This window comes from Streptomyces sp. NPDC025833, from assembly GCF_055558055.1.
Map to the genome: position 1 here is coordinate 191204 of NZ_JBVHNF010000017.1, position 13715 is coordinate 204918.

Below are 13715 nucleotides of genomic sequence, written 5' to 3' on the forward strand. Positions count from 1 at the left end.
AGGCCCTGAGGTGCCCTGGCAGACCCTGATCGACGTCACCCGGGACGCCCCGGTGCCGCTGACCGCGCAGATCCAGTCCACCATCCGGCAGGAGATCGCCGAGGGCAGCCTCCGCCCGGGCGTCCGGCTCCCCTCCAGCCGCCAGCTCGCGGAGGACCTCCACGTCTCCCGCAGCGTGGTCGTGGAGGCGTACGGACAGCTCATCGCGGAGGGCTACCTGGAGGCCCTGCGCGGCTCCGGCACCTGGATCTCCCCGCACCTGCCCCCGTCCGCCGTCCCCACCCTCCTCGACGACGGCGTCGTCCCCGACGTCCGCTGGGACCTGCGGCCCGGCGCCGTCGACGGCACGGCCTTCCCGCAGCGCGCATGGCTGGCCGCCTACCAGCAGGCCCTGGCCGGCGCGGGAGCCCGCGAACTCGGCTACCCGCCGCTGTCCGGGGCGACCGCCCTGCGCACCGAACTGGCCGGCTACCTCGGCCGCACCCGGGGCGTGCGCACCACCCCCCGCCAGATCATGGTGACCTCCGGCTTCGCCCAGGTGCTCAGCCTGCTCGGCGCGGCCCTGCCCCGCCTCGGCATCGACGCGCTGGGCATGGAGGACCCCTGCCACCACCGGCAGCGCCGGTTCGTCGCCGAGGCCGGACTGCGCGTCCGCTCCGTGCCCGTGGACGAGGACGGCATCGACGTGGCCGCCCTCGCCCGCACCGGCGTCCGGGCCGTGCTCGTCACCCCCGCGCACCAGTTCCCCACCGGGGCCACGCTCGGCGCCGAACGCCGGGCGGCCCTCGTCCGCTGGGCGGAGGACGTCGACGGCTTCGTCGTCGAGGACGACTACGACGGCGAGCTGTGGTTCGACGACACCCCCCGGCCGCTCGCCCTGCAACGGCTCGGCCCGGACCGGGTGCTGTACGCCGGCACCGCGAGCAAGTCCCTGTCGCCCGCGCTGCGGCTGGCCTGGATCGCCGTCCCGCCCCGGCTGACGGCCCTGCTGGAACGGACCCGCGCCCGGCGGGACCTCGGCTGCGAGATCCTCACCCAGCTCGCCTTCACCGAACTGCTCGTCTCCGGCGCCTTCGACCGCCACCTGCGCCGCCGCCGGGCCCGGCTGCGGGCCCGCCGCGCCCTGCTGGAACGCGCGGTCCGCACCCACCTGCCGGACGCCCGCCTCCTCGGCGCGGCGGCCGGTCTGCACGCCTACGTCGAACTGCCCCGGCACGTCGACGAGTCCCGGCTGGTCGCCGCGGCCCTGCGCCACTCGGTCCTGGTCCGGGGCGGCGCCCACTTCCGCCACGACACCAGGCCCGCCCCGCCCGCCCTCGTCATCGGCTGCGCGGCCGTGCCCGGCGCCGCCCTCCCGGAGGCCGTCGCGGCCCTCGGGCGGGCCCGCGCCGGCCTGCCGGGCGGCCCCCGGCCACCACACCCGCCATGAGGAGAACCCCGTGCCCCCACTGACCGAACACACCGCGTCCGACCGGCTGCTCCGCCTGCTCCAGGAGAGCGAAGCCCGCTTCACCCTCCTGGAGCACCCGCCCGAAGGACAGACCGTGCGGGCCAGCGCCCTGCGCGGGCACCCGCTGCCGGCCGCCGCCAAGTGCATGGTCGTCACCGTCACCGGCGGCGCGTCCGCCGCGCGACGGCAGGTGCTCACCGTGGTCCCGGGCGACCGGCGGGTGGACTTCGCACGCGTCGCCCGCGGGTGCGGCGGGACCGGGGCGCGGCTGGCCCGGCGCGAGGTGGCCGAGGCGCTCACCGGCTGCGTCAGCGGCAGCATCATCCCCTTCTCGTTCGACGACCGGCTGCCGGTCCTCGCCGACCCCGCGCTCTTCGACGAGCCCACCCTGTACTTCAACGCCGCCCGGCTGGACCTGTCCGTGGCGCTCGCCTCCGCGGACTACCGCACCCTGGCCGACCCGGAGGTGATGCCGGTCGCCGAGCCCCCGCGGGCCGCCGCCGCCCTGTGATACCCCCGCGATAAAGGCAGTCTCTAGCGTCGTCGTCGAAAGCGTGAAAAAGCCCGGCCTCTTTCACGGTCCGAAAACGATGTCCGGTGTGGGGTGCAGCACTCGTCATGAATGCGATGGAAAGTCAGAGCGATCTCGTCGGCGAGACGGCGGTGTGGCTGCGGTCCTTCCTGACGCGACCGCATGCCGATCTCGGCCGCAAGGGCGCCGTGTGCCCTTTCATGGAACAGTCCCTGAAACTCGGCCGGGCCGCGCTGAGTTCCGTCGACGTGAGCGGTCCGCGGGGACGGCGGCGGCTGGAGACCACCGCCCGCTCCGCACTCGCCCGGCTCGGCGAGGACGCCACCGGTGACAACGTCTACAACTCGTTCGTCATGGTGCCCGTCGGCACCGACGAGAGCACCCGCGCCGCGCTGGTCCTCGACGTCCAGCAGGCGCTGAAGGCCGAGGCGATAGCGGACGGCAAGATGGTGGGCGAGTTCTTTCCCGGGCACCCCATGCCGGGAATTCACAACCCGTCCTTCCGGCCGCTCGCCGCCCCGCACCCGCTGCTCGCCGTACGCACCATGGTGATCACGGACATCCTCTTCCTGGTCTTCCCCTCGATCCCGGCCGCCGACCGGCTCACCTACCTCGACGTGTGGCACGACCGGTTCGGCGACGCGGCGGTCGCCCCCTGGGCGCAGCTCTACGCGACCTCCCGCGCGCAGGCCGAGCGGGAGGCCGCGGCCGGACCGGCGGACGACGCCGGCGCCCCGGCCGCCCGGGACACCCGGACCCAGGCGGGGGAGGACGCCCGTGCCCGTGTCTGACCCGCTGGACCACGAACGCCGCCGGCTCGCCGGGCTGTTCGACATCGCGCCCAGCCGCGTGCTGTACGCGCTGTGCGCCCTGCGCGTCGCCGACCGGGTGCCGCCGGACGGCATCGACGCGGGCGCCCTGGCCGACGCGCTCGGCCTGCACCCGGACCGGCTGACCCGCCTGGTCCGCGCCGCCGAGACACTCGACGTCCTCCACGTCGACGCCGGCGGCACCGTCCGCCTCACCCCGGCCGGCACCCTGCTGCGCTCCGACACGCCGGGCAGCCTGCGCGCCGAGTTCTCCGACAACTCCCTGTTCACCGCCTGGGGCCCGTTCGCGCGGACGGTCGCCGACGGCCGCCCCGGCTACGAACTCGCCCACGGCACCGCCATCTTCGACAGCCTCGGCGACGACCGCGAGGCCCTGCGGACCTTCCACGAGCACATGCGGATGCGGGCCCACCAGCTCTACCGGCCCCTCGTCCCGGCGCTGCTGCGGCACAGCGGCCCCCGCGTGCTGGACCTGGGCGGCGGCACCGGCGGGCTCAGCGAGCTGCTGCTGGCCGGCGACGACCGGCTGCACGTCACCCTGACCGACCTGCCGGACGTGGTGGACCTCGTCCCCGGGGACCTGTCCCGCCGCTACCCGGGCCGGTTCCGCGCCGAGCCCGGCGACATGCGGACCTTCGTCCCCGAGGGCCACGACACCTACGTACTCGGCAGCATCCTGCACGACTGGCCCGACGACACGGCCGCCGGCATCCTCGCCGGCTGCGCCGAGGCGGCCCGCCGCACCTCCGCGGACGCCACCGTCGTCCTGCTGGAGCGCGTCCTGGACGACAGCGGGCCCGACCCGCGCCGCATGGACGACATGTGGATGATGGCGATGACCGGCGGGCGGGAACGCACCCGCGCCGAGTGGACCGGGCTGGCCGCGGTCGCCGGGCTCGCCCTGCGCGCCGTCGAGCACGGCGGGGAACTGTCCGCCGTGGTGCTCGCCCCCAAGGACTGAGCGGCACACCCGCACGGACGGCGCCGCCACCCCGCCCGAAGAAGGGGACGGAGCCCCGGGACAGTCGTCCCGGGGCTCCTTCCGTACGGGCCCCTCCGCAGGGTTCCCTCCGTGCGGCCCGTGCGCGTGGCGGTCAGGCGCGCCGTGTGACCCCCTCGGTGGGCCGCACCCGCAGCAGCCGCCGCAGCGGCAGCATCGTGGCCGCCAGCCCCACCACCAGCGCGACCGCCGCGACCACGGCCGGCAGCGCCGGCGGCAGGTAGGGGAAGGACGCCCCGGTGGCCGCCTGCACCAGCGGGCGCAGGATGATCAGCGCGATCACCATGCCGATGCCCAGACCGGCCAGGACGACCGTCAGCGCCTCCAGCCGCACCACCCGGCGCAGCCGGCGCGGGCTCATGCCGATCAGCCGCAGCATCGACACCTCCCGCAGCCGTTCGAACGTCACCATGGCGAGGGTGTTCGCCGCGGCGATGCCCGCGAAACCGGTGATGACGCCCAGCGCCATGGCCTCCAGCCAGGCGAACTGCTCCGTCTCCTCCTCCGTGGCCTGGGTGAACGCCCGCGCCGTCCGCACGGTGGCCCCCGGCGTGCCGGCCACGGCCGACTCCAGGTCCCGGTCGAGCGCGGCGGACGGCGTGCCCTCGGCGCGCACCAGGATCCGGTCGGCCAGCGGCGAGGTCAGGTGCCCGGCGACGGTGGCCGCGGGCAGCAGCACGTCACCGACGCCCGTGCCCCGCCGGTACGTCGCCGCGACCACGGGACGGATCCGGGTGCCGTCACCCAGCCACAGGGTGATCGGGCGGCCCACCGCGGTGTCCACCCGGTCCGCGAGCCGCTGCTCGACGGCGACGGTGCCGGCCGCGGACCCGTCGCCCGCCGCACGCACCCCGGCCAGCGACCCGGACACCACGTCCGGGTCCAGGTTCCGGGCCAGCCGCCCGCCCGCCCCGGTGAAGGCGCGGGCCTGCACGGAGTCCTTCCCCGGCCGGGCGTCCCTGCCGCCCGGCCCCACCAGCAGCCCCAGGTCGGTGACGCCGGTCGCCGCGGCCACACCGGGCACCCGCGCGGCGCGCTCCGCCAGGTCCTGCGGCAGCCCGCCGGGCGCCGCCACCACCCGGTCGGCGGACAGCGCGGCCTCGCTCTGCACCCGCGACTCGTGCGACAGCGAGGTCTGCTGCCCCACCTTGGTCACCCCGAAGGCCACCACCAGCGCCACCGGCACGATCGCCGACGACAGCCTGCGGGCCCGCGCCCGGCCGTTGAGCGTGGCCAGCTCCCCGGTGACGCCGGTCAGCCGCAGCGGCAGGCCGAGGACCTCGGTGGCGAAGCGGGCGAGGAGCGGACCGAGCAGCGACACCGCCACCATGAACAGCAGCAGGACGAACGGCGCGGCGTTGTTCGCCGTCGTCCCCCCGCCGGCCAGCACGGTGACGGTCAGCAGCACGGCGCCCGCCAGGGCCGCCAGACCGATCACCAGGCGGATCGGGCCGATGCCGCGCCGGGGCACCGCGGCCTCGCCGAGGGCCTGCGCGGGACGGCTGCGGGCCGCGCGGAACGAGGCGATGAGACTGCCCGGCACGGCGGCGAGCAGACCGGCGAACGCGGCCACCGCCACCGGGATCCAGGTGAACTCCAGCCGCGAGCCCGGCGGCATCAGGTGCCGCGACTCCATGGCGTCGAACAGCACCCGCGCCAGCAGGTAGCCGGGCAGGACGGCCACCGCCACGGCCAGCACCGCCACCAGCGACGCCTCCGCGGCCGCCGTCCGCCGGATCTGGGCCGGGCGGGCGCCGATGCCGCGCAGCAGGGCGGTCTCCCGCTGGCGCTGCGAGATGGACAGCGCCATGGTGTTCGCCACCACGAAGATCGCGATGTAGAGGCTCAGGCCGCCCATCGCCCCGAACATGCCGATGGTGTTCTCCTGGAGCACCGAGAAGTCCGGGTGCTCCACGGCGTTGCGGTCGCCCGCGCTGGTCAGCACCCGCGCCGACCCCGCCGCCTTGCGCACCTGCCCGGCCAGCCGGTCGGCCGGGACACCCGGCTTCGGCAGCACGGCGATGGCGTCCGCCCGGCCCGGGTGGCCGGACATCCGCCACGCCTCGGCGTCCGGGAAGAAGACCCCGGGCCGCGGCGTGTCGACGACGGCGCCGAGCCGGTAGGAGACGGTGCCCTGCGCCGCGGTCACCCGCACCGCGGCCCCCCGGGTCACGCCCAGCTCCCGGGCGGTGCCCGCGTCCAGCGCGAGGCGCCCCGCGTCCAGCGCGGGCGGTGTGGCGTCGCCTCCCGCGGCGGCGAAGCGGACGGTGGACACCGGCCGGCCGTCGGCCACCACCGGCGCCCGGTCCCCGGCGGACACGGTCACGGGGAACGCGGTGTCCGCGACGGCGGCCGCCACCTGCGGCAGCGCGGAGATCCGGGCCGCCAGGGAGGCGTCCACCCGGGCCCGGTCCGGCACCGGCCGGCCGTCCGCCTCGGAGTCGGGCGCGACCAGCACCGGCACCGCCGCGTACCGCTCGGGCGCCTGGTCGGCGTCGGCCGCGGCGAACAACAGGTGACCGCAGCAGATGATCACCAGGGCGCCGAAGAGGAGCGCGACGAACGTGCCGATGAACGCGGAGGGGCGCGAACGGATCTGGGCGCGGGCGAGTCCGGTGCTCATGCCTGGCCCCGCCTTCCGCCCACCGTGCCGGGACCCGCCGCGGGAGCGGTCAGCGCCCGCAGCCGGGCGGAGATCTCCTGCGGGTCGCTCAGCGTCAGCTCGTCGGTGTTCCGGCCGTCGACCAGGAACAGCACCTGGTCCGCCCAGGCCGCCGCGTTCGGCTCGTGCGTCACCATCACCACGGTCGCGCCCAGGCCGTCGACCGCCTCCCGCAGCAGCGCGAGGACCTCGGCCGCGGTACCGGTGTCCAGGGCCCCGGTGGGCTCGTCCGCGAAGATCACGTCAGGGTCGGTGATCAGCGCGCGGGCGATGGCCACACGCTGCTGCTGACCGCCCGACAGCTCGCCCGGCCGGTGCCGGCCCCGGTCGGGCAGCCCCACCCGGGCCAGGATCTGCTCGGTGCGGGACCGGTCCACCGGGCGGCCCGCGAGCTTGAGCGGCAGCTCCACGTTCTGGTGCACGTTCAGCGCGGGCATCAGGTTGAACTGCTGGAACACGAAGCCGAGCCGGTTCAGCCGGATGTCGCTGAGCTTGTTCTCCCGCATCTTCGTCAGCTCCGTGTCGCCGAGCAGCACCGACCCGGAGTTGGGCCGGTCCAGACCCGCCGCGCACTGCAGGAAGGTGCTCTTGCCGGACCCGGACGGCCCCATCACCGCGGTGAAACTGCCCTTCGGCAGCGCGACGCTGACACCGCGCAGGGCGTGCACCGCAGTACCGCCCCGGCCGTAGCGCCGGTGCACGTCCCGCAGCGTCACCGCCGCGCCGCCCGGGCCGTCACCGGCCCAGGCCCCCCGCCCGCGGCCCGGCACGGGGCCGGCCTCGGCCCGCCCCCCTCCCTCGGGGTGCGGCTGCCGGGAACGACGAAACATGGGAGGTCCTCTCCTTCGCGGGGGGGCGTGGGCCGGCCCGCCCCGCCGGTAGGAGGGCGGAACGTGCCGGCACCAGCGACCCTAGGGCGGCGCCAGGTGCCCGCACGAGCCACCCACACGCCGTAAATCACTGGGGGAAAACCCCACCATCGCGGCTCACAGACCAGGGATCGCCGGGGTGAACGACGGCGCCCGCCACACCGGGTGGGCCCGTTCGAAGGCGCTCGCGAACCGGATCAGCCGCGGCTCGCTCCAGGCCGTGCCCGCGAACGTGACGCCCACCGGGAGGCCGTGCACGTAGCCGGCCGGGACGCTGATCGCCGGGTAGCCCGCGTAGCCCACGGCGATCGCGCTGCCCATGATGGCCGGGTCCCCGTTGACCAGGTCCGTCTTCCACGCGGGGGCACCGGTCGGCATCATCAGGGCGTCCAGCCGGTCCTTCCGCAGCGCCGCGTCGACCCCCTCGTCGCGGGCGACCCGGCGCACGGTGGCCACCGCCTCCTTGTACTCCGGGTCCGTCGGCCTGCCGGGGAAGCCGGCCAGCACGTGCAGGACGTCCTGGTCGAAGTACTCCAGCTCCGTGCCGGCGTGCGCCTCGTTGTACGCGATCAGCGCGGCGAGACTGCGCGGGTGGTCGCCCGGCGTGCGCGCCAGGTACTCCTCGATGTCGTGCTTCATCTCCGTGATCTGCACCAGGAACGCCGCGTCCAGGTCCGTCGTGAGCTGCTCGGCGGTGGGGATGTCGGCGTTGTCGACGACGACCGCGCCCGCCTCCTCCAGCACCTTGACGGCCTGCTCCGCCACCGCGTCCGCGTGCGCGCTGTACCCGGTGAAGACCTCCCGGGGCAGGCCGATCCGGGCCCCGCGCAGCCCGCCCGGCCTCAGGTACGGCGTGTAGTCGCGGTGGAAGCGGCCCGCGCTGTCCGCCGTCGCGGGGTCCGCCGGGTCCACCCCGGTCAGCACCCCGAGCAGCAGCGCCGCGTCCCCGACCGTGCGGCACAGCGGGCCCACGGTGTCGAAGCTGCGGGCGCCCGGGAACATCCCCGAACGGCTGGTGAGGCCCGTCGTCGGCCGGATGCCCACGATGCCGTTGCACCCCGACGGGCCGAGGATCGACCCGATGGTCTCGGTGCCGATCGCCGCCGCGCACAGGCCGGCCGCGGTCGCCGCCGCGGGACCCGCGCTGGAGCCGTTGGGCGAGCGGTCCAGCTTGTACGGGTTGCGGGTCTGACCGCCCCGCTGGCTGTACCCGCCGGAGGCGCTGACGAGCGAGGTCAGGTTCCCCTTGGCCAGCGGGATCGCCCCGGCCGCGCGCAGCCGCGCCACCGCCGTCGCGTCCTTCGCCGGCCGGGCGCCCAGCAGCGCCCGCATCCCGTTGGTGGAGTGCATCCGGTCCGCCGTGGCGAGGTTGTCCTTGACCAGCAGCGGTATCCCGTGCAGCACCCCCCGGGCCTTCCCGGCCCGCCGCTCGGCGTCCCGCTGGGCGGCGAGCCGCAGCGCGTCCGGGTTGGTCTCGATGACCGCGTGCAGCCCCGGCCCCTCGTGGTTCAGCTCCGCGATCCGGTTCAGGTAGAAGGTGGTGAGCTCCACCGACGTGAGCTTCCCCGACGCCAGCCGGTCGCGCAGCTCGGTCAGGCTCAGCTCCTCCAGCCCGCCGCCCCCGCCCCCGCCCCCGCCCGCGGACCGGCCGGACCCCGGTCCGGCCGGGGACGGGGCCGCGGCCGCCGCGCGGGGCGCGCCGAGGCCGAGCACGGCGGGGGCGGTCAGCGCCGCCCCCAGCCCCAGCAGCCTGCGGCGGTGGATCTCGGGTATCGAGGAGAGGTACTTCCCAGCCATCGTCACGCTCTCTGGATAGGTGTTCGACAGGTGGCAGAGACCGTACGAGGGCGGGCTTCCGTTTCGTTATCGACGGCCACCGGCCCCGGACCGCGGCCCGGCGTCCAGCACCCGCAGCCGCCCGCCGAGCACCCCGGTCACCTCCCGGAGCGGATGGCCGCCGAGCAACTCGTCGTGCGTGCAGGCCACATGGTGACTCTCCACCGCCCCGGTCACCACGGTCCGCCAGGCGCCGGCCATGGCCCCGGGCTCCGCGCGGCCCTCCGTCGACGTGAACAGCAGCAGGTCGCCCTTGAACGGCGAGGGCTCCCGCCGGCTGCCGGCCGCGACCGCGTGCACCATCACGTCGAGCATCCGGGACAGCCGCGCCTCGGTGAAGCCCTCCGGGAAGCCCTCCCGCAGCGAGGCGAGCACCGCCGCGCGCCGCCCCGCGAGGTCGTCCGGCACGACGGGTACGGCACCGGCCGCACGCGGGGCGCCCGGCACGCCCGTGGCGTCCTGGACCAGGTCCGCGGACAGCCGTGCGAGGACCTGCTCCTCGTCGAGCGGGGCCGCCCCCGCCTCCACGCCCGGGTAGGCGTCGAGCACGGCGAGCAGCTCGACCTCCTCGCCCCGGTCCTGCAGCCGGGTGGCGATGGCGTGCGCGAGGGTGCCGCCCAGCGAGTAGCCCAGCAGCCGGTACGGACCGGACGGCCAGGCCTCCTGGACGCGGGTCGCGTAGTCCTCGATCAGCGCGTCCAGCCCGGCCGGGAGCGGGGCGTCGTCCGTGAGGCCCGGACTCTGCAGCCCGAACAGCGGCCACACGGGGTCCAGTTCGCCCGCGAGCCCGGTGTAGCACCAGCTCAGCGGAACCGACGGGTGCACGCAGAACAGCGGGACACCGTCCCCCGTGGCGCGCAGCCGCAGCAGCGGCTCCAGACCCCGGTCCGCGCCGTCCGCCGCCGCGGCACCGGCGCCGCCGTCGAGCCAGGCGGACACCTCCGCCACCGTGGGCATCCCGAACAGGTCGCGCAGGCTGAGCCGCACGGGGAAGGCGGCCCGGATGCGGCCGGCCAGCCGGGTCGCGAGCAGCGAGTGCCCGCCGAGGTCGAAGAAGTTGTCGTCGATGCCGACCCGTTCGACGCCGAGGACGTCGGCGAACAGGCCGCACAGCACCTCCTCGCGGGCGTCGCGCGGGCCCCTGCCGCCGTCCGCCCCGTCGGTCCGCGGCGCGGGCAGCGCCCGCCGGTCCAGCTTCCCGTTCGGGGTGAGCGGCAGCCGGTCCAGCACGACGAACGCCGACGGCACCATGTACTCGGGCAGCTCGGCCGCCGCCAGGGCCCGCAGACCGGCGGTGTCGAACCCGTCCCCGTCCGCTCCGGTGGTGGTGTCGGTGGGGACGACGTAGGCGACGATGCGTTGGTCGCCGGGTCGGTCTTCTCTGACGATGGCGGCGGTGCGGGTGATGTGGGGGTGGGTGGTGAGGACGTTCTCGATCTCGCCGAGTTCGATGCGGTGGCCGCGGAGTTTGATCTGGTGGTCGGTGCGGCCGAGGTAGTGGAGTTGTCCGTCGCGGTGCCAGGTGGCGAGGTCGCCGGTGCGGTACATGCGGGTGCCGGGGGTGAAGGGGTCGGCGACGAACCGGCTCGCGGTCAGGTCCGGGCGGCCCAGATACCCCCGCGCCAGACCCGGACCCGAGATGTACAGCTCACCGGGGACACCCACCGCCACCGGTTGCAGCGCCTCGTCCAGCACGTACACCCGCGTGTTGAAGACCGGGCGGCCGATCGGCGCAGGGCCCGGACCCAGCTCCGGGCCGCAGACCGCGAAGCAGGTGTCCACGGTCGCCTCGGTCGGGCCGTAGGCGTTCACCATCAGCCGCCCCGCCGACCAGAACGCCCGCACGTCCGGCGGGCACGCCTCCGCGCCCACCATCAGCGCGCGCAGCGCGGGCAGCGGACGGAACGGCACCCCGGCCAGCAGCGCCGGCGGGAGGTGCGCGTGCGAGATCGCCCGGTCGGCCAGGAAGTCGCCCAGCTCCTCACCGACCAGCGGCCCGTCCGGCAGCACCAGGCAGGCCCCGGTCAGCAGCCCCATGCACAGCTCGGCCACCGACGCGTCGAAGCTCGGCGAGACCAGCTGCGAGACCCGGCACCCCGGCCCCGCGCCCAGCCGCACCCGCTGGTGCTCCGAGAGGTTCGCCAGCCCCCGGTGGGAGACGACGACGGCTTTGGGGCGGCCGGTGGAGCCGGAGGTGTAGATGAGGTAGGCGGGGTGGTGGGGGTGGGGTGGGGTGGTGGGGTTGTGGGTGGGTTGGTGGTGGTGGGGGTGGGTGTCGAGGGTGAGGGTGGGGGTGGTTGTGGTGGGGAGGGTGGGGGTGAGGTGGGTGGTGGTGATGAGGAGTGCGGGGTGGGCGTCGTGGAGCATGTAGGTGATGCGGTCGGTGGGGTAGTCGGGGTCGATGGGGAGGTAGGCGGCGCCGGTTTTGAGGGTGGCGAGGATGGCGGTGACGAGGTCGGTGGAGCGGGGCAGGGCGAGGGCGACGTACTGTTCGGGTCCGATGCCCCGGGTGATGAGGTCGTGGGCGAGTTGGTTGGCGCGGGTGTTCAGCTCCGCGTAGGTGAGCGAGACGTCTCCGTGTTCGACGGCGACCGCCCCCGGCGTCCGTGAGACCTGCGCCTCGAACAGCTCCGGGAAGGTGGCCTGCGGGACCTCACGGGCGGTGTCGTTCCAGTGCCGCAGGATCTCGTGCCGCTCACCGGGGGAGAGGACGTCGAGCCGGCTGAGCGGGAGTGAGGGCTCGCCGGCGGCGGCGCGCAGGACGCGTTCGAGGCGCTCCGCGAGGGCGACCGCGGTCTCCGTGTCGAAGAGGTCCGTCGCGAACTCCACCGCCCCCCGGATACCGGCCGCCGTGCCCGTCCCGTCGAAGGTCTCCTGGAAGTTCACCGCGAGGTCGACCTTCGCCGCCCCCGTCTCCACTCCGGCGCCCTCGACGACCAGGCCGGGCATCACGAGACCCCCCTCGGACGCCTCCTCGAGCCCCAGGACCACCTGGAAGAGGGGGTGGTGGGCGAGGGAGCGGGTGGGGTTGACGATTTCCACGAGGCGTTCGAAGGGGACGTCCTGGTGGGCGTAGGCGGCGAGGTCGGTGTCGCGGACGCGGGCGAGGAGTTGGGTGAAGGTGGGGTCGCCGGAGGTGTCGGTGCGCAGGACGAGGGTGTTGACGAAGAAGCCGACGAGGTCGTCGAGGGTGTCGTCGGTGCGTCCGGCGACGGGGGTGCCGATGGGCAGGTCGGTGCCGGCGCCGAGTCGGGTGAGGAGGGTGGTCAGGGCGGCGTGCAGGACCATGAAGACGGTGACCTGGTGTTCGCGGGCCAGGCGGACGATGTCGTGGTGGAGGCCGGCGTCGAGGGTGAGGGGGACGGTGGCGCCGTGGTGTGCGGCGATGGCCGGCCGGGGCCGGTCGGTGGGGAGCTGGAGCTGTTCGGGCAGGCCGGCCAGGGTGGTGCGCCAGTGCTCGATCTGCCGGGAGATGACGCTTTCCGGGTCGCTCTCCTCGCCGAGCACCTCGCGCTGCCACAGCGTGTAGTCGGCGTACTGGAGGGGCAGCGGCTCCCACGCCGGGGCCCGGCCCGCGCGGCGCGCCGCGTAGGCCACCGACAGGTCGTGGGCGAGCGGCCCCGTCGACAGGCCGTCGCTCGCGATGTGGTGCACCAGGAGCAGCAGCACGTGCTCGTCCGGCCCGAGCTCGAACAGCGTGGCCCGAAGGGGGAGTTCCGTCGTCAGGTCGAAGCCGTACCTGGCCGCGGCGGCCACGTCGTCGTCGAGCCGGTCCGGGGTGGTGGGCACGGTGTCGACGACCGGCCGGGCCTCCTCCGCCGGGACGATCCGCTGGTACGGCGTCCCGTCCACCTCGGCGAACACGGTCCGCAGGGTCTCGTGCCGCTGGACCAGATCCCGCAACGCGGCACGCAGGGCGGCGGTGTCCAGCGCGCCCGTCAGCCGGAGGCGCAGCGGGACGTTGTAGGTGGCGCTGGGCCCCTCCAACTGGTGCAGGAACCACAGGCGCCGCTGGGCGGGGGAGAGCGGCAGCCGCTCCGGCCGTGGCATCCGGCCGGGCGCGAGGTGCCGGGCCCCGGTCGTCCGGAGGCGTGCCGCGACTCCGGCGACGGTCGGTGCCTCGAACAGGTCGCGGACGGTGAGTTGGGCGCCGAGCGTGCCGCGGATGCGGCTGGTGAGACGGGTGGCGAGGAGGGAGTGTCCGCCGAGGTCGAAGAAGTTGTCGTCGATGGTGACGTGGTGGATGCCGAGGGCGTCGGCGAAGATCCCGGTGAGGATTTCTTCGGTCGCGGTGCGTGGGGTCCGGCCGGTGGTGTTGGTGGTGTGTGCGGGTGCGGGCAGGGCGGTGGTGTCGAGCTTGCCGTTGGGGGTGAGGGGGAGTGTGTCGAGGGTGACGTAGGCGGTGGGGAGCATGTAGTCGGGCAGGGTGGCGGCTGCTTGTGCGTGGGCGGCGGTGGTGTCGGCGGTGGTGGGGGTGAGGTAGGCGGTGATGCGTTGGTCGCCGGGTTGGTCTTCGCGGATGGTGGCGATGGCTTG

8 protein-coding genes are annotated in these 13715 nt (G+C 75.2%); 4 read left to right on the forward strand and 4 right to left on the reverse strand.

The features are described 5' to 3' along the window. Positions 1-10: 10 nt before the first annotated feature. The 4 genes from pdxR to ACZ4K2_RS28765 all read left to right on the forward strand — a co-directional run bounded on the left by pdxR (position 11) and on the right by ACZ4K2_RS28765 (position 3773). Positions 11-1429 carry a MocR-like pyridoxine biosynthesis transcription factor PdxR gene (pdxR, locus tag ACZ4K2_RS28750; protein WP_467477409.1) on the forward strand — a complete coding sequence of 473 codons (1419 nt, stop codon included), beginning with the start codon at positions 11-13 and terminating at the stop codon, positions 1427-1429. Between the two features lie 10 nt (positions 1430-1439). Beyond that, positions 1440-1961, forward strand: coding sequence for a YbaK/EbsC family protein (locus ACZ4K2_RS28755; protein WP_467477411.1), 522 nt, complete (start codon positions 1440-1442; stop codon positions 1959-1961). 116 nt (positions 1962-2077) lie between these two features. Then, a complete protein-coding gene (locus ACZ4K2_RS28760) occupies positions 2078-2773 on the forward strand; it encodes a DUF6875 domain-containing protein (RefSeq protein ID WP_467477413.1) in 696 nt (231 codons plus the stop codon). Next, complete coding sequence (locus ACZ4K2_RS28765) at positions 2766-3773, forward strand: methyltransferase (RefSeq protein ID WP_467477415.1); 1008 nt, start codon at positions 2766-2768, stop codon at positions 3771-3773. The genes ACZ4K2_RS28760 and ACZ4K2_RS28765 overlap by 8 nt, the downstream gene beginning before the upstream one ends. 133 nt (positions 3774-3906) lie before the next feature. Here ACZ4K2_RS28765 and ACZ4K2_RS28770 read toward each other — a convergent pair whose 3' ends face one another. The 4 genes from ACZ4K2_RS28770 to ACZ4K2_RS28785 all read right to left on the reverse strand — a co-directional run. Continuing rightward, positions 3907-6435 carry an ABC transporter permease gene (locus tag ACZ4K2_RS28770; protein ID WP_467477418.1) on the reverse strand — a complete coding sequence of 843 codons (2529 nt, stop codon included), beginning with the start codon at positions 6433-6435 and terminating at the stop codon, positions 3907-3909. Further along, entirely contained in the window at positions 6432-7304 is an 873-nt protein-coding gene (locus tag ACZ4K2_RS28775; protein WP_467477420.1) for an ABC transporter ATP-binding protein, read from the reverse strand. Before ACZ4K2_RS28775 ends, ACZ4K2_RS28770 begins: the two co-directional genes overlap by 4 nt. A gap of 156 nt (positions 7305-7460) precedes the next feature. Continuing rightward, the gene (locus ACZ4K2_RS28780; protein ID WP_467477442.1) at positions 7461-9140 is read right to left on the reverse strand and encodes an amidase family protein; all 1680 of its coding nucleotides are present in this window, start codon (positions 9138-9140) and stop codon (positions 7461-7463) included. A gap of 66 nt (positions 9141-9206) precedes the next feature. Then, a partial coding sequence (locus ACZ4K2_RS28785; protein ID WP_467769979.1) for a non-ribosomal peptide synthetase occupies positions 9207-13715 on the reverse strand: 4509 nt, incomplete at its 5' end.

Bases quoted from the DNA above. Each gene is read 5' to 3' on its own strand.
- ACZ4K2_RS28760 (WP_467477413.1), top strand. From the start codon at position 2,078: ATGGAAAGTCAGAGCGATCTCGTCGGCGAGACGGCGGTGTGGCTGCGG.
- ACZ4K2_RS28770 (WP_467477418.1), bottom strand. From the start codon at position 6,435: ATGAGCACCGGACTCGCCCGCGCCCAGATCCGTTCGCGCCCCTCCGCG.
- ACZ4K2_RS28775 (WP_467477420.1), bottom strand. From the start codon at position 7,304: ATGTTTCGTCGTTCCCGGCAGCCGCACCCCGAGGGAGGGGGGCGGGCC.
- ACZ4K2_RS28780 (WP_467477442.1), bottom strand. From the start codon at position 9,140: ATGGCTGGGAAGTACCTCTCCTCGATACCCGAGATCCACCGCCGCAGG.